Consider the following 19,879-nt stretch of genomic DNA (forward strand, 5'->3'; position numbering starts at 1 on the left):
ACACTTGACAACCCATCCCACCTGTATTAGAATAGCCCATGGTAAAGCAAAAACACTTTACATGCAAGTGCGTTACGGAGAGTTTGTTATGGAGAAGATAGTCAGACAGTCTATGTTATATGATTTTTATGGTGAGCTGCTCACAGAGCATCAGAAGAGCGTGTACGAGGATGTCGTGAACAATGATATGTCTTACTCGGAGATAGCGAGACTCAACAACATAAGCAGACAGGGCGTGTACGATATGGTAAGGCGCTGTGATAAGATCCTTGAGGAGTATGAGGAGAAGCTTATGCTGGTACATAAGTTCATGAAGGCACAGGAACAGGTTCAGAAGATCAAGGAATGTGCGGATGAACTCAAGGCGATCAATTCGGACGAACGGCTTGCGGGCAGAATTGAAGATATAGTGAATTATTCAGATAAGATACTCGAAGATTTCTGATGACAGGTAGTGATGTATTGCGGAACCACCCCAGGATTTACAGAGTGGAGCTGCATGTACCCGATAGTTTATATCAGAAGGGAGAATGTCTATGGCATTTGACAGTTTATCAGATAAACTGCAGAACGTATTTAAGAAGCTGAGAAGCAAGGGCGTACTTACAGAAGATGATGTCAAGGAGGCTATGAAGGAAGTTAAAAGAGCACTTCTTGAGGCCGACGTTAACTTCAAAGTTGTCAAGTCATTTGTCAAGTCGGTGAGTGACAGAGCTGTAGGTGAAGAAGTCCTCAAAGGTCTGAATCCTGGACACATGGTCATCAAGATTGTTAAAGAAGAGATGGACAAGCTCATGGGTTCTGAGATGACAGAGATCAAGCTCAGACCGTCAAATGAGATAACGATCATCATGATGTGTGGACTTCAGGGTGCAGGTAAGACCACCACAGCGGCAAAGCTAGCATATCAGTTTAAGAACAAAGGTAAGAAACCGCTCCTTGTAGCGTGTGATGTATACAGACCGGCGGCTATCAAGCAGCTGCAGGTAAATGGTGAGAAGGTTGGAGTCCCCGTATTTGCCATGGGTGACAACAACAAGCCACTGGATATTGCAAAGGCGGCTATACAGCATGCAGCCAAGAACAATATCAATCTGGTATTTCTCGATACGGCAGGTCGTCTTCATGTCGATGAGGATATGATGGATGAGCTGGCAGAGATAAAGGCGAATCTGGACATTGCCTACACCATACTGACTGTAGATTCTATGACTGGTCAGGATGCGGTTAATGTAGCTACAACGTTCAATGACAAAATAGGTATAGATGGTGTCATCCTTACAAAGCTGGATGGTGACACCAGAGGCGGTGCCGCACTGTCGATCAAGGCAGTTACAGGCAAGCCAATCCTGTACTCAGGTATGGGAGAGAAGCTTACAGATCTGGAGCCATTTTATCCGGATCGTATGGCGAGTCGAATCCTCGGTATGGGTGATGTTGAGTCACTCATAGAGAAAGCCCAGTCGGCCATCGATGAGGAAAAGGCAAAGGAGATGGAACAGAAGTTCCGCAAAGCAAGTTTTGATTTCAACGATTTTCTTGATCAGATGGCTCAGCTCGAGCAGATGGGTGGCATGCAGGAGATCCTTTCGATGATGCCAGGCATGGCAAGTCAGATGAAGAATGTTGAGATAGATGAGAACGCTGCTAAAACACCAAAAGCAATCGTTCTGTCCATGACACCTAGAGAGCGTTCACTCCAGGATCCGATATCGCCATCAAGAAAGAAGCGTATCGCAGATGGAGCAGGTGTCCAGATAGCAGATGTGAATCGTTTTCTTAAGCAGTTTGAACAGTCTAAGAAGATGATGAAGCAGATGTCAGGCATGATGGGCGGAAAGAGAAGACGCGGTGGTTTTAAAATGCCTTTTGGCTTAAGATAATTAATATTTAGGAGGAACAAGAACAATGGCAGTAAAGATTAGATTAAGAAGAATGGGTTATAAGAAGCATCCTTTCTACAGAGTAATCGTAGCAGATTCAAGATCACCAAGAGATGGTAGATTCATCGAGGAGATCGGAACATATGATCCTAACCAGGAGCCATCTGTAGTAAAGATTGACGAGGAGGCTGCAAAGAAGTGGTTAGCTACTGGCGCACAGCCAACTGAGTCAGTTGCAAAGTTATTAAAGCAGGCAGGTATCGAGAAGTAATTTTACGGATGTATCAGCTTTTCTATGAAAAGCTGATATGCAGCGCCAGCCATCGACGAAGTCGATTTTGCATGGCTGGTGTTCCATTTGGGAGGTATAGAGATGAAAGATTTAGTAGAAATCATTGCAAAGTCCCTAGTAGATCATCCTGAGCAGATAGCTGTAACCGAGACTGAAGAAGACGGCATAATAAAGATAGACCTTACAGTCGCACCAGAAGACATGGGTAAGGTAATCGGCAAGCAGGGCAGAATAGCCAAATCCATCCGTACAGTTGTCAAGGCAGCTGCTTCAAAGGGTGATAAGAAGGTTGTCGTTGATATTAAGTAGAACTGCATAGGCAGGATAAGTGGTATTTCTTAATCTTCATATGACAGAGGATTTATTACCGAGTTAAGAGGGGGAGTTTATACTCCCCCTTATATTATATGTCACAGGCGTAAGCCTGATGACCTGCGCACGCATCAGCGTGCTACCACTTTATATGTCACAGGCGCAAGCCTGATGACCTGCGCACGCATCAGCGTGCTACCATATTGTATAGGAGAGAGTATGGAACATAATACAGAAGACAGACTCAGAGTAGGTGTGATAACCTCAAGCCATGGTATAAAGGGCGAGGTTAAGGTATATCCAACAACAGATGACAATGATCGTTTCAAGACCCTGGAAAAGTGTTATCTGTCAAATGGCAGAGAGACTTTGGAGGTTAATTGTACATCTTGCAAATTCTTGAAAAATATGGTTATTCTCAAATTTGAAGAATACGATAACATAAATGATATAGAACGTTTTAAGAACTATGATATATTAGTTGACAGGGAGGATGCAGTTCCGCTCATGGATGGAGAATTCTTCATCTGTGACGTCCTAGATGCGGATGTCTACGATCAGAATGATGAGCATATCGGAATACTTGATGATGTGCTTGAGACCCCTGCAAATGATGTGTTTGTTGTGAAGAAGGATGATGGCGGGGAGCTACTTATCCCTGTTGTTTCGGATTTCGTTTATGACGTGGACACTGAGAATAGGAAAGTCAAGGTCAGGACATTTGAGATGGTGGAGGCGGACGATTCGGATCACAAGACAGAGTGATAAGAGTGTGAACTGGCAAAGGCTTAAACCTAAGTTCAAATATCAGGAGTAGATTATGAATTTTTATATTTTGACACTTTTCCCTGAGATGGTTATGAATGGACTGTCTACCAGTATCACGGGAAGAGCTATAGAATCTGGAAAACTTCATATAGAGGCTATAAATATAAGAGATTACACCAAGGACAAGCACAATCATGTGGATGATTATCCGTATGGTGGCGGTGCTGGTATGGTAATGCAGGCACAGCCTGTATATGATGCATATACGGCGCTTGTGGAGAAGATAGGAAGGAAGCCGTGGGTCATATATATGACTCCGCAGGGGCAGACTTTTAATCAAGGAATTGCTCAGGAGCTCTCGGAGAAGGAGGATATAGTTCTTCTCTGCGGACACTATGAGGGAATCGATGAGAGAGTTTTGGAGATGATAGTGGACGATTATATGTCTATTGGTGATTTTGTCCTTACTGGTGGAGAGCTTCCAGCTATGGCTATTGTAGATGCGGTATCCAGACTTGTTCCGGGGGTACTGAACAATGAGGACAGTGCGGAGATAGAGACATTTTACAACAATCTGCTTGAGTATCCGCAGTACACTAGACCACCGGAGTTCATGGGCAGGCGAGTTCCGGATGTGCTTCTCTCGGGTAATCATAAGCTCATAAATGAGTGGAGACTGGAGCAGTCCATAGAGAGGACCAAGGCGAACAGACCGGATATGTATGAAAAGTACATAGCCGAGAATCCTCCAAAAGAGAAAAAGAAAAAACAAAAAAAATCCGGCACTGATAACTGAAACGGCGTTTTGATAATACAGACCGGGATATATGGGTTGTCACTTGGGGTTTTAAAGTGGTATACTATGAATGGCAGAATTGAGAAAGAATTTGCACCTGAGTGTGAAAGGTCTTATGTCAATTCTGCCATAACCTTGTGGAACGAGACTACAGGGCATACATAAATACAAGGAAGAACAAGGAGATAAAACATTATGAAACGCAGATTACTTATGACAATGATGGCTATGGTTTTGGTATTTTCACTTGCCGGTTGCGGAAGCAAGAAAGATGAGCCGACAACAGCAGCTAGCACCGAGGCAGAATCGGAGGTAAAGGATGAACTTATTCAGTTTATAGGAACTGATATACCAAAGGTTGAGGCGGATGAGGCAGCTGTCATGAAATCATACAATTCATATTTTGCAGAGGGGGCAACTATAGATACAGATACTCTTCTGAAAGATCTCACAGATAACATCATCCCTAAGTACAAGGCATTTCTTGATTCTGTACAGGCGATAGAACTGAAGACAGATGAGGTAAAGGCACTCAGAGATCAGTATTACGATGCGATGAATACCCAGTATGAGGCTATACAGAAGGTGCAGGCAGCTGTAAAGAACAAGGATAAGGATGTCCAGAACGAGGCAAAGAAGCTTCTGTCATCTGCGCAGAGCAAGTACACAGCATACAATGATGCAGTGTATGCCCTTGCACAGAAGGAAAATGTGACATTAAACGGTGAGATCGCGACAACGGCTACCACAGAAGCGGGAAGTACCACAGAGGCAAATACAGAGGCCATAGATCCAAGCGAAGCAATGACTGATGATACAGTGACAACAGAAGCAGCAGAGTAGGTTAATAAGACAATATATAATTATAGATAGCATGTGATTGAGTCAGATAATTGACTCAATCACATGCTGTTTTTATGCATCGGGTGGGGACGGAGGTATCTGTCTCCGTTAGAATGGACAAACTGGGCAAAAATGTGGAAATTGTTGATATAGTTCACACTTTATACAAACATGGATGGTATATTATTGAAAAATGAAGAAATTCTATGTGCGGAGGTATATTATGGATACAATAAAGGTACTGATGGTTGATGATGAGAGTAGAATGAGAAAGCTTGTAAAGGACTTCCTTACAAGGGAAGGATATATTGTTTTAGAGGCCGGAGACGGAGAGCAGGCTCTTGATATCTTTATGGAAGATAAGAATATATCACTTGTGATACTTGATGTCATGATGCCTAAGATGGATGGATGGGAGACGCTCAAGGAGATCAGAAAGTTCTCTCAGGTTCCTGTGATCATGCTTACAGCCAAGGCGGATGAGAGAGATGAGCTTCAGGGATTTAATCTTGGGGTTGATGAGTACATAACAAAGCCATTCAGTCCAAAGATACTTGTTGCCAGGGTGGCAGCGATACTCCGAAGAACCTCAGATGCAGCATCTGAGGAGAGACTCTCAGCTGGCGGGATAGATATGGATCTTTCGGCGCATATTGTCACTATAGACGGCAAGCCGGTGGAGCTCAGCTTCAAGGAATTTGAACTTTTGCAGTATTTCATAGTAAACAGGGGTGTTGCGCTTTCGAGGGAGAAGATACTGAACAACGTATGGAATTACGATTACTATGGTGATGCCAGAACAATAGATACACATGTTAAGAAGCTCAGAAGCAAGATGGGAGCTAAGGGTGATTATATCAAGACTATATGGGGTGTAGGTTATAGATTCGAGGTAGAGTGATGCGCAAATCAAAAATGACATCGATCAAAACAAAAATAACGCTGTTTCTTGCGGCAACCATATTGATCATGGTCGTCATGTCGTGTGCCATAACCATGCTATTTATAAAGAAGTATTTCTATCATGGAATGGAACAGATGCTGGTGGATACATACAATTCCTGCAATGAACTGTTTGGACAGGATGAGGATATAGACAGCAGAGAGCTGGCAAATGATGTGACGAACCAGTCTGGAGCCATGATCTTCATATTTGACAGTGTGAATATGAGAGTGTACACAACGGTGAATGAAGAGGCTGCAGTGTACAACAATCTTTCATTCATTGCGGACTATTTTAATTACAGTGGCGGTAAGAATCCGGACAATCCGAAGATTAAGAGAAAGCAGATAGAAAAGACCGACAAATACGATATCCAGATAACAAATGACAAGAATACGGGGAACAGTTACTATGATGTGGTGGGATTCCTTGACAATGGATACGTGGTGATAATAAGAAAGCCGATATCCAGCGTTGATTCGACGATCGTGATATCATTGAAGTTCTTCTTCTTTGTATTCTCAGTTGTGGCGATATTTGGATTTATCTTGATATATTTTATAAGCAATGCTGTTGCAAAGCCGATAAAGAATCTGGCGTCCGTTGCAAATCAAATGGCTCAGCTTGATCTTGATGTGAAGGTAGATCACACATCCAACGACGAGATAGGAGAGCTGGCGGACAGTATGAATGAGATGTCATATCAGCTGAAGAACACTCTGACAGAGCTGCAACAGGCAAATGCCAAACTCCAGACAGATATAGATGAGAAGGTTCAGATAGATGAGATGAGGAAGGAGTTCTTATCTCATGTATCACATGAACTCAAGACACCTATAGCACTCATACAGGGATATGCAGAGGGCTTGAAGGACAATGTTATTGAGGATGACGAGAGTAAGGAGTTCTACTGTGACGTTATCCTTGATGAGGCGGGCAAGATGAACAGGCTCGTTAAGCAGCTGCTGAATCTAAATGAGCTAGAATTTGGTATGAACAGGGTTCAGCCCGTTGCATTTGACATCAATGCCCTCATGAGGAATGTAGTCGGTTCATCATCGATTCTGATAGAGCAGAATCATGCTGATGTTGAGCTGCCAGAAGCGTTGAACAAAGAGTGCAATGTGTATGCCGATGAATTTATGATAGAGCAGGTATTTACAAATTACTTCACAAATGCGCTTCATTACTGCAATGATGGCGGCAAGGTCAAGATCTGGACCGCACAGACGGACTATGATGCGCCAAGAAAGGTTGACGACGGAGAGATCACAGGAAACCTCAGAGTGTTTGTATATGACGAGGGACCAAACATACCTACCGATGAGCTTGACAAGGTATTCATCAAGTTCTACAAGGTGGATAAGGCGAGAACGAGAGAGTATGGCGGAAGCGGAATAGGACTCTCGATAGTTGCCGCATCCATGGCGGCTCATAACAAGAACTATGGTGTATACAATGTTGAAGACGGCGTGGTATTCTATTTTGATCTTGATGTCATAAAACAGGATGGGGACGAACCGGGACTGTTACCGGAGAATACCGAAGATAATACGACTGAAAATGTGTCAGAACAATAAATACTTTGCAAGAAGGAAACTTTTAGGCTATAATTCTAGGGGTTTCCTTTTTCTGTTGAATGCTGGCAGCCGCAAATATATTTATAAAATGGGAGAAGATTATGTCATACAGTGCAAAAAACATTGAGGTGTTAAAGGGACTTGAGCCGGTAAGACTGAGACCGGGAATGTACATCGGCAACACAGGGCGAAGTGGACTGAATCACCTCATACAGGAGCTTATAGACAACTCGGTAGATGAGCATCTGGCGGGTTATTGTAATAATATATGGGTTAGCATAAACGAGGATGGTTCAGCAACAGTATCGGATGATGGACGAGGGGTTCCTGTTGATCTTCATGAGCAGGAGGGGATACCTGCTGAGAGAGTTGTATACACTGTGCTGCATGCGGGCGGTAAGTTCAACAGCTCCACCTACAAAATAAGTGGAGGTCTTCATGGTGTAGGTTCTGCCGTTGTAAATGCACTGTCCAACAAGCTTATAGTGGATGTAGCTAGAGATGGTTATCTCTATCACGATACATATGAGAAGGGAATACCGACAACTGAGCTGGTTGACGGAATGCTTCCAAAGACAAAACTCAAGGAAAAGAGAACTGGTACAACTGTGACACTCTATCCTGATGATACGATATTTGAGACGGTGAAGTTCAAAGCGGATGCCATCAAGCAGAGGATCAAGGAGACTGCATACCTGAATCCGAATCTTACGATCACATTCCAGAACAAGAGGGACGGTGAGGAGCCTATAGTATTCCATCAGCCGGGAGGTCTTTCAGCATTTGTTGAGGATATATCACAGGGACTCACACATACATCGCCAGTTGTTGCAATATCCGGTGAGAAGGATGGAATCGCTGCTGATATCGTATTTCTGATGACGGACGATGGCGAGGAGAATATCATAGGATTCACCAACAATATCACGAATCCTGAAGGCGGAACCCATGTGACGGGATTCAAGTCGGCATTTGCAAAGCTCATCAACAATTATGCCAGAAATGAGCTTGGAGTTTTGAAGGAGAAGGATTCAAACCTCACAGGTGCAGACATAAGATCGGGAATGCAGGCCATCATATCAGTTAAACATCCTGATCCTCAGTTCGAGGGACAGACCAAGACAAAGCTTTCAAATACGGACGTGTCAAAGGCTGTGGATGATATCGTGAAAGAGCAGCTCACTGTATATTTTGACAGAAATTATGACGTGCTGAAGGATATAGTGGACAGGGCGGTAGCGCTCTCCAAGAGAAAGGCGCTTGAGAAGTCCAAAATCAATATCAACAAGTTTTCATTTGAGGGAAATGGCAAGCTGGCAAAGCAGGAGTCCTCAGATTCGTCCAAATGTGAGATATTCATAGTCGAGGGAGATTCTGCGGGAGGCTCAGCCAAAACCGCGAGAAACAGGAAGTATCAGGCGATACTGCCACTTAGAGGAAAGATACTCAATGTGGAGAAAAAGCCTGTTGCAAAGGTGCTTGAGAATGCCGAGATCAAGGCGCTCATCAATGCATTTGGCTGTGGTTTCATGCAGGGCTACGGCAACGATTTTGACATAAGCAAGCTGAACTATGACAAGATAATCATCATGACGGATGCCGATGTGGATGGTGCCCATATAGCGACACTTCTGTTGACATTCTTCTACAGATTCTATCCCGACCTTATCAGCGAGGGACATATATACATAGCTATCCCGCCTCTCTACAGAGTTGGCGAGGGCAAGAACATCAAATATCTGTACTCAGATGATGAGCTCGCAAAGTATAGAAAGACGCATACAAGCAAGTTTACGATACAGAGATACAAGGGCCTTGGTGAGATGGACGCAGACCAGCTCTATGAGACGACCATGAATCCGGAGACGAGACTTTTAAAGCAGGTATCAGTGAACAGCCGTATTGAGGCAAATCAGCTCACACAGACGCTCATGGGAACTGAGGTTGCCCCTAGAAGAGAGTACATAGAGACACACAGTGCGGATGCTGTACTCGATATCTAAGCTTATATAGAGTTATATTTGATAAATACTGCACAGTGTGTTTTCACAGTTTGTATGATGAAAGGGATAGATCATGTCGGAAAAGATATTAAACGTAGATTATGAGAGCGAGATGGGACAGTCCTATGTGGACTATTCCATGTCGGTTATAACAGAGAGAGCGCTCCCGGATGTAAGGGATGGATTAAAGCCTGTCCAGAGAAGAATACTTTACTCACTGGATGGTCTTGCAGGCTCCGACAAGCCACACAGAAAGTGTGCGAGAATAGTCGGAGATACAATGGGTAAATACCACCCACACGGAGACAGCTCTATATACGAAGGACTTGTAAATATGGCGCAGAATTGGAAGCTGCCGATACCACTTGTTGACCCACACGGTAACTTTGGCGCGGTGGACGGCTCCGGTGCGGCTGCCATGCGATACACTGAGGCGCGTATATCCAAGTACACAGAGGATGTGTGTATGAAGGATCTTCCGTTTTTCAAGGATCAGTTCATACCGAACTTTGACGGAACGGAGACAGAACCGACTTTCCTGCCTTTCCAGGTACCCAATATCCTGGTGAGCGGTTCAACCGGTATCGCCGTAGGTATGGCGACAAATATTCCTACACATAATCTCGGTGAGGTCATAGACGCAACTGTTGCATATCTGAATGATCCTGAGATAGAGCTTGAGGACCTGTTAAAACTCATGCCGGGACCTGATTTTGCCACAGGTGGAATCATCAATGCCACACCTGAGGAACTGTACAATGTGTATGCCACAGGACTTGGCAAGATCAAGGTGCGCGGTAAGGTAGAGGTCAGGGATATCGGATACGGAAGAAAGAGTATTTGTGTCACAGAGCTTCCATATACCATGATCGGAGGCACCGCCAAGTTCCTCGATACTGTTGCAGAGCTTGTCAGGAACAGAGAACTTCCAGCTGTCGTGGATATTGCGGACAGAGGAGACAAGAACGGTGAATGTCTGTGTATCGATGTGAAGAAGGGAACTTCTGATGAGGAGATACAGAACATTATCAATATATTATATAAGAAGGCAGCTCTTGAGGATACATTTGGCGTGAATATCAACTGCATCAACAACGGCAAGCCGGAGGTAATGGGACTCAAGAAGATACTGAAGGTGTACACAGATTTCAAGTACGGTCTGTATGACACGAAGTACAGAAAGCTTCTTGCACAGCAGGAGGAGATCAGAGAGATCAAGATGGGACTCCTCACAGCTGTCGATTGCATAGACCTGATCATAGAGATACTCCGCGGAAGTACAAAGGTTGCAGATGCCAAGGCGTGTCTCATGCACGGCGATACATCAAACGTTAAGTTCAGATTCAAGGGCTCAGAGGCGGATGCAAAGTTCCTGTGTTTCACAGAGAAACAGGCGGATGCGATACTTGCCATGAGACTTCAGAAGCTCATAGGTCTGGAGATCAATGCCCTCAAGAAGGAACTTTCTGACGCTGAGAAACTCATCAAGAAGTATACAAGGCTCATGGAGTCCAGGGATGCCATGAAGCAGCAGATGATAGATGATATGCTTGAGATAAAGGCAAAATATGCCATACCTAGAAGAACACAGATCCACAATTATGGAACTGTTGTTGTGAAGAAGGCAGAGGTTGTGGCCACAGATGTGGCTGTACTTCTCGACCGATTCTATTATATCAAGGTCGTAGATGCAAATGTATACGAGAAGAATATAGAGCAGATAAACCGTGATTATAGATTTGCAGTGAAGTGTCAGAATCTTGACAGGATAGCAGTATTTGCCGACAATAATCAGGTGTATACGATCAAGGTTGCCGACATCATCAAGCTTCAGGCGAAGAAGAACACCAGCAAGAAGGGGGGCGGAAGCCTCATAGGACGTCTTGCCGATAAGGGAATCCAGGTGTTCGAGTTCTGCAACATGAACGGTGACGAGAACATTCTGTTCATGGATTGCATAGAGCATTTTGTGACGGACAAGCTGCTGTTCGTCAGCAAGCAGGGACTTGCCAAGGTTGTTGACGGCTCCGCATTTGACACCACAAGGCGTGCTGCAAACGCTTCAAAGGCCGGTGATGATATAATTTACATAGGTAAATTCTCTGAGGGAGATTTTATTATTGCACAGTCAGAAAAAGGATATTACATAAGAGTTGATATCTCCGAGATCCCTGAAAAGGGCAAGGGTGCAGCGGGAGTCAAGCTCATCAATTTAGAGGGTGACGATGTCCTTGAGTCGGTATTTGTGGGAAGCACAAGGGATACCTTCAAGGTTGGAGACAACGAGATAATCTTCACCAGAGTTAAGCCGGGCAAGCGCGGCGGCAAGGGAAGCAAGCTGAGGTTCTAGAAAAAACTTTTGAAAGGACAGAGACAGATGATTTCAATTTTGGATTACGATGCAGGTAACATAAAGAGTGTTGAGAAGGCAGTCCAGTATCTGGGTGAAGAGGCTGTCATCACAAGAGACAGAGATGTGATCATGGCGAGCGACAAGGTGATACTTCCGGGAGTTGGAAGCTTTGGAGATGCCATGGGTAAGATCAGGGAGTATGGACTTGAGAACGTTATCTATGATGTTGTGGATGCAGACAAGCCATTTCTTGGAATATGCCTTGGACTTCAGCTTCTGTTCAAGACCAGCGAGGAGTCGCCGGAGGCCACAGGACTTGGAATTTTAGACGGCGAGATTCTTCGTATACCGGATGCACCGGGGCTCAAGATACCACAGATAGGATGGAACAATCTTGAGGTAAATCCGAAGGCAAGACTTTTCAAGGGGCTTCCTGAGAACCCATATGTATACTTTGTTCATTCATATTATCTGAAGGCGAAGAATCCAGATGATGTGGCAGCATCTACATTCTATTCAACTCAGATTCATGCCTCTGTGGAGCGCGGCAATGTATTTGCATGTCAGTTCCATCCTGAAAAGAGCTCAGAGGTTGGACTTAAGATACTGAAGAATTTTATCGACCTGGAGGTGTAGAGCATGCATACAAAGAGAATAATACCATGTCTTGATGTCAAGAACGGAAGAGTTGTAAAGGGTGTGAATTTCGTAAATCTTATAGATGCCGGAGATCCGGTTGCAGTTGGTGCAGCCTATGACAAAGCGGGAGCTGATGAACTTGTATTCCTTGATATAACAGCTTCCTCAGATCAGAGAAATATTGTGGTTGATATGGTAAGACGTGTTGCTGAGACAATATTCATCCCATTTACAGTTGGCGGCGGAATCAGAACAGTTGATGATTTCAAGGCGATACTCAGAGAGGGTGCGGACAAGATATCCGTGAACTCGGCAGCTATAGACAATCCTACACTCATAGCAGATGCAGCGGATAAGTTTGGAAGTCAGTGCGTTGTGCTTGCCATCGATGCAAAGAGGCGCGATGACGGTTCCGGTTGGAATATATACAAGCATGGCGGACGTATCGACTGCGGAATAGATGCTGTTGAGTGGGCTATGAAAGCTGCAGAGCTTGGAGCTGGAGAGATATTGCTTACCAGCATGGACTGCGATGGAACAAAGGCTGGATACGACATAGAGCTTACCAGAACTATAGCAGACAACGTGAACATCCCGGTCATAGCTTCAGGCGGCGCGGGAACAAAGGATCATTTCTATGATGCCCTGACAGAGGGCGGTGCGGACGCAGCACTTGCGGCATCTCTGTTCCATTATAAAGAGCTTGAGATAGGAGATCTAAAGAGATACCTTCAGGACAAGGGAATACCTATGAGACTGTAGCGATTTCTATATCAATCTCACGGCACAGAATGATCGGAATGGATACCTATTCAGAGATTATTTTCCTAAATATATATATGATAGAAGAAATAAAGATACAAAATTTTCCTAAGACAAGGTTAAATCATCAAAAAGGGAGAAATATGAGGTAAATATTTGATGATTTATCCCTTTTTGATCGAAAAAGGCTTGTTTAGGAAAATTTTGTATCTTTTGCTTTTTAATATGACTTATTAGGAAAAATTACTGTTCGATATATGTTGCATTTCCGTCAGCGGCGGTGCCGGATGTATCTGAAAGGTCATCATCCAGGTAAGGATTGCCTGTGTCAACACCCTCAGCATGCAGGGCGTCATTAAGCCATGGGTCGCTGTAGTCTTCAACGTTCATGTTGTTAAATACATATTTCCCATTCTTGTCAAAGAAGAGTTCTGCCCATCCGCAGCTCTCAGGTGTACCTCCTATGAGGATGACGCTGTGTGAGCCGTCCGCATTCTTGATCTCATGACGGAAATATTTGTCAGGACCGCACTGGTCGGTGATATCTTTTTTGGTATCTCCGAGAACAAGGTAGAGACGACCATTTTCAACTTTTGTGTACCCATTGACATCATCTGTAGATATGGTGAACTGTATGGAGTTTCCCTCGCTGTTTTCCTCGTATGTCACCTCGGTGCCATTTGCTAGGTGGAATGTCTGCTTAATGTAGTCGATGGCAGCCGAGACAGTGGTCCTTGTCGCTGGGATGCACAGTAGGACTGCGCACACAGCGGCGGCAATGGCTGCATACTTTCCTATGCGGATGAGCTTTCGTCCAGATCTTCCAGTCTGGGACTGCTCAGCAAGCTTTGCGCGTATAGCATCCTTGTTTTCCTGAGACATAGTCACATTATCCATAGTTTTAGTGTACAAGTCTGTAAATTTGCTGTCATCAGAATCATCAGACGTGTTATATGTATTTGAGTTTTGAAAATCATCAATATCGCTGATCTTGTCTTTGTTTGTCATATGTTATTCCTCCTTCAATATTTCTTTTAATTCTTTTCGTCCCCGGGATACTCTCATTGAAACTGCAGATGGTGACAGGTGAAGTATCTTTGCAATTTCTCCAAATGTATATCCCTCATAGTAGTGCAGATAAAGAACAGTGCGGTATGAGTCAGGGAGTTTCCCCAGAGCCTCGTACATGGATTGCTCTTCGATATTGAATCCGCTGACGATAGAGTCGCTGCTCAGTTCCTCGTAGCTGCTGCTTAGACGGTTCGCTGCGGATTTTAGATGATTCCTGCACATATTTGCCGTCATCGTGAGCAGATATGATTTTTCTTTGCCCTTTGATATATGTGGGCTTTTTTCTATAAGTTTAGTATATACATTCTGAACAATGTCCTCAGAGTCCGCTGTGTTGCCTAAAAAGCTCATAGCGAGACGGAATACGTTGTTCGAGTATGTATCATATAACTCCAGCAGCTGCTGCTGTTTCAAGATTTATCACCTCCGTAGTTTGTTTATATGAGAATACGTGAGAAATGAATTTCTGCAATTCTCTCATTTGAGATCTCATATATAAAACAATCCAGAACATCAAAATAGCACACAGGTTTGGAAAAATCCACAAACATTTATAAGCATCTTAAAACATGTCGTAAATATTACGAGACAAATATATACATAGCTATAATAAGAAACAGTGAAGCAGAAAAAAGTTTATCAGACATGAATCGCCTGCCATTTGCCTGGCTGGTGTTCAAAAACAAGGAGGCATGAAAATGAAATTTGAAAATTGTAAAGAGTATTGCAGCTTAAAAAATAATAAGGAAAATATCAGGAAGCTCATGAAGGAATTTGAATGTGAGGCAAGTGGAAGAAGTAATTTGATCAGACCGCTGGTGACTGATGAGAATGGCAGATTTGATGAGGAAAAAGCGGAGAAACTGATAACAGAGCTCGTGGAAGACATGGACCGGTATGGATATAGGTACAAGATGTGGCTGGGACACATAACAGCGGAAAATGCACTTCCGGAACAGAAGAGCTTTTGCAGATATGTGAGAATGTATCTGTATCTTGCGATAAGAATGTCTTTATTGGATTTTTCCCAATACGGATTCCTGATGGATAACCTTCCAAATGGTTCATTTGATAATCTGCTCTCAGGCTGTATTGATTTTGAATCAAATAATGATAAGGATACGCTGATTTTCGAGTATGTTGTGGATGGCTGGATATGTGATGCAGGTATTATATCATGGTGTGTTTGGGCATTTGACTACTCGCATCCTGACAATAAGCCTGACTGGATGTCCGATAAGGTTTATAAAAGGATGCAGGAGATTGAAGAAGAAATGCTTGAAGACTTGGATTCGAATGATATGGAAGATTTGAATGACATGACGGATGTGGAAGACTTGGGTGATATGGATGACTTCGATATTGATGATATTGATATTGTGGAGCCGATATATGATAACCTGGATGCTGACGAGTTTGTGGATGAGGAATTTTTACAGGATGGTCATGATGCGGATGAAAGTAAAACACTCGTCTGTGTGTGTGACCAGATGGAAGATTCGGATAAGGTTTGCAGTCGTTTTGCCAGTTTTTTGGATATGATATATTCTGATGAGGTGCCGTATAGTTATCTGTCACAGATGAGGAAAGCTGTGGAGGGAATGCTTGACACGTACATGTGGGATCATGGGCTGTCGATATACAGCAGTATGGATAGTCTAAAAAGATCGAAGCTTTATCTGGAAAAAGCAGCCGAGAAGACTGCGTATCTCAATACACAGAGAAAAAACCGGCTATGATAACGACATGATGTTATTGAAACATTAAGTGAATATATATTATACTTTATATGATGTAGAAGAAAGGAGTCTACCATGTCGGTTATAAATTTAAGAGAGTACATGAAAAGAGTATATACTGAATTAGAAAATTACATAGAAGGACTTTCCGAAGAGGAGAGATTCAGATTTGTTACAGAGTTCCATGATATGTTCGATTCGGGAACTGCGGATTATGATGATGAGCATATAACCGCATTATATGTTATGAAGTATGCAAGAGCATATGGATTTCAGTTCTCAAGAGCCTACGCAGATATATTTGCAGATATGAATAATCCTGAAAGTATAAAGGCGGTAAGCATAGGCTGTGGCACAGGTATTGACTATTGGGGAATGTCCTATGCAGCGAGAGTGCTGGGCGAAGCACCGGAAAGTAAGCTTGATTACACCGGAATAGACCCGGTACGCTGGCCGTACAGGATCACGGAAGCGGCTGACATGCCGGAACAGGACATGGTGAGATACAATGAGATTGTATCTGATAAGCACAACGCAAATGGGGAAAGACACTCTGGCTTGTTTCATGAAGCGGCGGATGAAATAAAATCATGCACGGACTTTAATGAATATCTGAATTATATGGAAAACAGACCAAGAGAACCTCTAAGCGATATTTATTTCTTCCCACATTCCACGAAGGAGGTATGTATTCACACTGTGCCCAATGAGGTGGAGGACAGGTCGCTATACAATACATATCAGGCAATGTCAAGATTTGCCCACATAATACACTCAAGGATAAAGGACAAGCCGGTATACGTTGCATTCACATATAGACAGATCCCAAATGACGATGGAGTGTGCAGAGAGCAGAATGAATCATATGATATCCGCTATGGAACATACCTGCGAACCTGCCTCATGCAGAGAGGAATAGATGTGGAGCTGCTGCAGCCAATGCACTGTGAGCAGAGGTATGGACATGATCTTGTAATCTGTGAGAGCCCGGAGAGTAACAGAGGCTGTTATTTTACATATGACGAGTTTCATAGTTATGTGGGGGCACCGGATACCCCGGATAAGATATGGCTTTTTGGACGTGACGACGATGACTCATTTGACAGTATATTTTATGGCAGTAAAAAGATATGCGACAGAGACAGATGGAACGAGCTTACAAATGTCAGTGATAAGATACACAATTATCCGATGGACAGCACAAATGGAATATGCTATCAGGTTTTTAAGATAACAAGAGGAAAGGCTGACAACAGGGAACTTACCGATAAAAATCTAGTTCTGGATATACTTGAAGAAACCATGAGAGGGTTTACATTCTGGAGTGGATTCTCGCAGGATATTTATAAATTTGCAAAAAATATGTATATGTATCCGTGGACTGTTCATGAAAAAGCTATCAAGCTTATTGCCGATACGACCGGATATGTACCTGACAATGTACGTGGGCTTCAGGAGGTATTCAGTATAGATAATATCTTTAAGGGACTGATAGCCGATGGCTGTATAGAGCAGTTTGAGGAAGCTGACGGAAGACTGCGGTATGGCATAACTCCAAATGGCGAAAAGTGTGGACTCTATGACAAGGATGGCAGGATAATGGCCAAGTCATTTGCAAGAAGAATGATATTTGCAAATATGATCTGTGGAAGATATGTCAAATTTGAAGGAATCAAGAAGCAGATAACGATGGAAGATACAAGGGGAATTTTAAAATTATGATAGTAAGTGCGAGCAGGAGAACTGATATTCCAACATTTTACTCGGAGTGGTTCTACAACAGAATAAAGGAGGGATTCCTGTATGTCAGGAATCCCATGAACGCTCATCAGATAAGCAGGATTGATCTCTCGCCGGATGTGGTGGACTGCATAGTGTTCTGGACAAAGAATCCGATACCGATGCTTCCAAGACTTGATGAACTGGCTGCGTACAAGTATTATTTCCAGTTCACGCTGACCGGATACGGAAGGGATATGGAGGCAAATCTGCCTGATAAGAAAGAAAAGCTGATTCCGGCATTTAAGCAGCTTGCAGAAAAGATAGGGAAAAAGCGCATTATCTGGAGATATGATCCGATAGTGTTCACGAAGAAATACTCTCCGGAGTACCACATAAAGGCATTTACACAGATCGCTGAGGCACTTGACGGATGTACTGAGAAGTGTGTCATAAGCTTTGTCGACATATATGCCAAGAACAAGAAGAATATGGAGGCAGTGGACAGATATGAGATGAGTCATGACGAGCTTGAGACATTTGCAAAGACCATCGCCGACATAGCAAGGAGCCACGGTATGGTGGTTGCGACATGTGCGGAGATAATAGACCTTGAAAAATGCGGAATTGAGCATAACTGCTGCATAGATAAGAAGCTCATCGAGGAGATCATAGGCTGTGATATAAAGGTGTCAAAGGATAAGGTGCAGCGTCCGGAGTGTGGATGTATGGAGAGCGTGGAGATAGGCTCATATAACACCTGTTTAAACGGCTGCAGATACTGTTATGCCAACTATTCTGAGGCTGCGGTGAAAGCAAATTGTGCATGCTACGATCCTAAGTCACCTCTCCTGTGCGGAACTGTTGGCGAGTTAGACAAGATCACAGAGCGCAAAATGAAATCACTTAAGGAGACACAGATGAGCTTAAGGTTTGATGACGTAGATTAATCTGATTGATCTCGTAATCATTTCAAAAGATTAGTTTAAAAGTTGGCTTGATAGTGAATTTGCCTATTATTATATAGAAAGATGAGGTTGTGATTGCTTTGAGAATATCGGACAAAGAGTGGAAAAAAATAGAATTCCGCAAGAACAAATTCCGGGAGCTGGAATCGGCACTGGATCAGGCTGTAAGCGGAAGGGACAACAAGGTTCCGGCTTTTCTGTCAGGGGCTCTGGCAGGAGGAGAAATGGGAAAAGCTACGGCTGTGGAAAAGCTTGTAAATGAGCTGGTAAAATCCATGGACAGCTATGGTATAAGAAACAGACTGTGGATAGAGAGTGACGAAACGATAAAAGATAATGGGCTTTCGGATGATGACTTTTGCAAAATGAAAGCGACAGAAGAAAAAGCTTCGGAAGAAAAAACTTCGGAAGAAAAAGCTTCGAAAGAGAAAATTCCATGTATGCCGACAAGATTCAAAGAATTTATACATGATTATCTCTACTGCATGATACTGCTCATGACAAGCGAGATGGAGTGGGTTGAACAAATCTATGCTGAACCGTATGCCGATTCATTTCAGCAGCTTTACCTTCATGCAAAAAGAGTGAGAGAGTTTTCTGTAAGACCAATCGAGAAAAGATATGATGAGCTCTGGGGGGAGACTTATTTTGGCGTCAGAGGAGCATCTGGTTTGTTTGAAATATTCAGCATGGCATATGAGTCGATTACCGGGAAAGATATCGGAGACAGCCTTACCCAGAGCATGAAGGATGGACTTGATACGTACTGTCAGGAACAGATGCAGATGTATGATGAGTTTCTGGATGAGGCAGAGGACAATGCCATGACCGAAGAAGAGATAGAAGCGGTCATGAGTGAATATGTGGATGTCGATGCAAATGATCCGGACATGGCAGAGCTTAACAGATATTTTGATGAGCTGGCAGTCAGATGGGATGAGAGTGAGAAGCGGTTCAGACAGACATTTCCTGATACTGAAGGGTTCTGTACCAGATATCTGAGGCTTCGTGAGCTGTTTTATACTGATGAATCCCGTGATATGAGGTATCCGCTTACGATATTTGATATCCTGGTGGAGGGCATGCTGGATGTATTCCTTGGCAGGCGGGGCAAGACTTTGTATACCGATGCAGATAATTGCGCAAGGACATACATCAGTATAAAGAAGCAGATAGATGCGATAAAGAAGCTTCGGGAGGAGGCGTAG

Annotated in this window: 19 protein-coding genes; 17 read left to right on the forward strand and 2 right to left on the reverse strand. The window is 43.5% G+C overall.

Annotated features, from left to right (window positions below; genetic code table 11):
* The first annotated feature begins 88 nt into the window (after positions 1 to 88).
* The 13 genes from ylxM to hisF all read left to right on the forward strand — a co-directional run bounded on the left by ylxM (position 89) and on the right by hisF (position 13,174).
* Positions 89 to 445, forward strand: coding sequence for a YlxM family DNA-binding protein (ylxM, locus tag NQ536_RS05860; RefSeq protein ID WP_044998003.1), 357 nt, complete (start codon positions 89 to 91; stop codon positions 443 to 445).
* A 91-nt stretch (positions 446 to 536) separates the two neighbouring features.
* Complete coding sequence (gene ffh / locus NQ536_RS05865) at positions 537 to 1,883, forward strand: signal recognition particle protein (RefSeq protein WP_004851227.1); 1,347 nt, start codon at positions 537 to 539, stop codon at positions 1,881 to 1,883.
* 25 nt (positions 1,884 to 1,908) lie between these two features.
* On the forward strand, positions 1,909 to 2,154 hold the full coding sequence (gene rpsP, locus NQ536_RS05870) for a 30S ribosomal protein S16 (RefSeq protein WP_004851225.1): 246 nt from the start codon (positions 1,909 to 1,911) through the stop codon (positions 2,152 to 2,154).
* 102 nt (positions 2,155 to 2,256) lie between these two features.
* Positions 2,257 to 2,484 (forward strand): KH domain-containing protein, encoded by a 228-nt coding sequence (locus NQ536_RS05875; RefSeq protein WP_004851223.1) that lies wholly within the window; start codon positions 2,257 to 2,259, stop codon positions 2,482 to 2,484.
* A 222-nt stretch (positions 2,485 to 2,706) separates the two neighbouring features.
* A complete protein-coding gene (rimM, locus tag NQ536_RS05880) occupies positions 2,707 to 3,252 on the forward strand; it encodes a ribosome maturation factor RimM (RefSeq protein ID WP_004851220.1) in 546 nt (181 codons plus the stop codon).
* A gap of 55 nt (positions 3,253 to 3,307) precedes the next feature.
* Entirely contained in the window at positions 3,308 to 4,051 is a 744-nt protein-coding gene (trmD, locus tag NQ536_RS05885) for a tRNA (guanosine(37)-N1)-methyltransferase TrmD (RefSeq protein WP_004851218.1), read from the forward strand.
* A gap of 195 nt (positions 4,052 to 4,246) precedes the next feature.
* Entirely contained in the window at positions 4,247 to 4,894 is a 648-nt protein-coding gene (locus NQ536_RS05890; protein ID WP_004851217.1) for an LptM family lipoprotein, read from the forward strand.
* A gap of 223 nt (positions 4,895 to 5,117) precedes the next feature.
* The gene (locus NQ536_RS05895) at positions 5,118 to 5,795 is read left to right on the forward strand and encodes a response regulator transcription factor (RefSeq protein WP_044998001.1); all 678 of its coding nucleotides are present in this window, start codon (positions 5,118 to 5,120) and stop codon (positions 5,793 to 5,795) included.
* Between the two features lie 14 nt (positions 5,796 to 5,809).
* Positions 5,810 to 7,417: a sensor histidine kinase gene (locus tag NQ536_RS05900; protein WP_147564608.1), complete on the forward strand. Its 1,608-nt coding sequence runs from the start codon at positions 5,810 to 5,812 to the stop codon at positions 7,415 to 7,417.
* A 101-nt stretch (positions 7,418 to 7,518) separates the two neighbouring features.
* Complete coding sequence (locus NQ536_RS05905; RefSeq protein ID WP_022059480.1) at positions 7,519 to 9,420, forward strand: DNA gyrase/topoisomerase IV subunit B; 1,902 nt, start codon at positions 7,519 to 7,521, stop codon at positions 9,418 to 9,420.
* A 73-nt stretch (positions 9,421 to 9,493) separates the two neighbouring features.
* Positions 9,494 to 11,770 (forward strand): DNA gyrase/topoisomerase IV subunit A, encoded by a 2,277-nt coding sequence (locus NQ536_RS05910; protein ID WP_004851209.1) that lies wholly within the window; start codon positions 9,494 to 9,496, stop codon positions 11,768 to 11,770.
* Positions 11,771 to 11,797: 27 nt separating this feature from the next.
* Entirely contained in the window at positions 11,798 to 12,409 is a 612-nt protein-coding gene (hisH, locus tag NQ536_RS05915; RefSeq protein ID WP_004851207.1) for an imidazole glycerol phosphate synthase subunit HisH, read from the forward strand.
* Between the two features lie 3 nt (positions 12,410 to 12,412).
* Positions 12,413 to 13,174: an imidazole glycerol phosphate synthase subunit HisF gene (gene hisF / locus NQ536_RS05920; RefSeq protein WP_004851206.1), complete on the forward strand. Its 762-nt coding sequence runs from the start codon at positions 12,413 to 12,415 to the stop codon at positions 13,172 to 13,174.
* Positions 13,175 to 13,417: 243 nt separating this feature from the next.
* Here hisF and NQ536_RS05925 read toward each other — a convergent pair whose 3' ends face one another.
* Positions 13,418 to 14,182 carry a hypothetical protein gene (locus NQ536_RS05925; protein ID WP_004851203.1) on the reverse strand — a complete coding sequence of 255 codons (765 nt, stop codon included), beginning with the start codon at positions 14,180 to 14,182 and terminating at the stop codon, positions 13,418 to 13,420.
* A gap of 3 nt (positions 14,183 to 14,185) precedes the next feature.
* Positions 14,186 to 14,659, reverse strand: a complete 474-nt coding sequence (locus tag NQ536_RS05930) for an RNA polymerase sigma factor (protein ID WP_004851201.1) — start codon at positions 14,657 to 14,659, stop codon at positions 14,186 to 14,188.
* A 284-nt stretch (positions 14,660 to 14,943) separates the two neighbouring features.
* Here NQ536_RS05930 and NQ536_RS05935 point away from each other — a divergent pair, with 284 nt between their 5' ends.
* The 4 genes from NQ536_RS05935 to NQ536_RS05950 all read left to right on the forward strand — a co-directional run bounded on the left by NQ536_RS05935 (position 14,944) and on the right by NQ536_RS05950 (position 19,879).
* Complete coding sequence (locus tag NQ536_RS05935; protein WP_044997999.1) at positions 14,944 to 15,984, forward strand: hypothetical protein; 1,041 nt, start codon at positions 14,944 to 14,946, stop codon at positions 15,982 to 15,984.
* A gap of 102 nt (positions 15,985 to 16,086) precedes the next feature.
* Positions 16,087 to 17,706, forward strand: coding sequence for a hypothetical protein (locus NQ536_RS05940; RefSeq protein ID WP_155803836.1), 1,620 nt, complete (start codon positions 16,087 to 16,089; stop codon positions 17,704 to 17,706).
* A complete protein-coding gene (locus tag NQ536_RS05945; protein ID WP_004851191.1) occupies positions 17,703 to 18,653 on the forward strand; it encodes a DUF1848 domain-containing protein in 951 nt (316 codons plus the stop codon). The genes NQ536_RS05940 and NQ536_RS05945 overlap by 4 nt, the downstream gene beginning before the upstream one ends.
* Before the next feature lie 98 nt (positions 18,654 to 18,751).
* A complete protein-coding gene (locus NQ536_RS05950; protein ID WP_044997998.1) occupies positions 18,752 to 19,879 on the forward strand; it encodes a hypothetical protein in 1,128 nt (375 codons plus the stop codon).

It is taken from the genome of Coprococcus eutactus, assembly GCF_025149915.1.
Classification (GTDB): domain Bacteria; phylum Bacillota; class Clostridia; order Lachnospirales; family Lachnospiraceae; genus Coprococcus; species Coprococcus eutactus.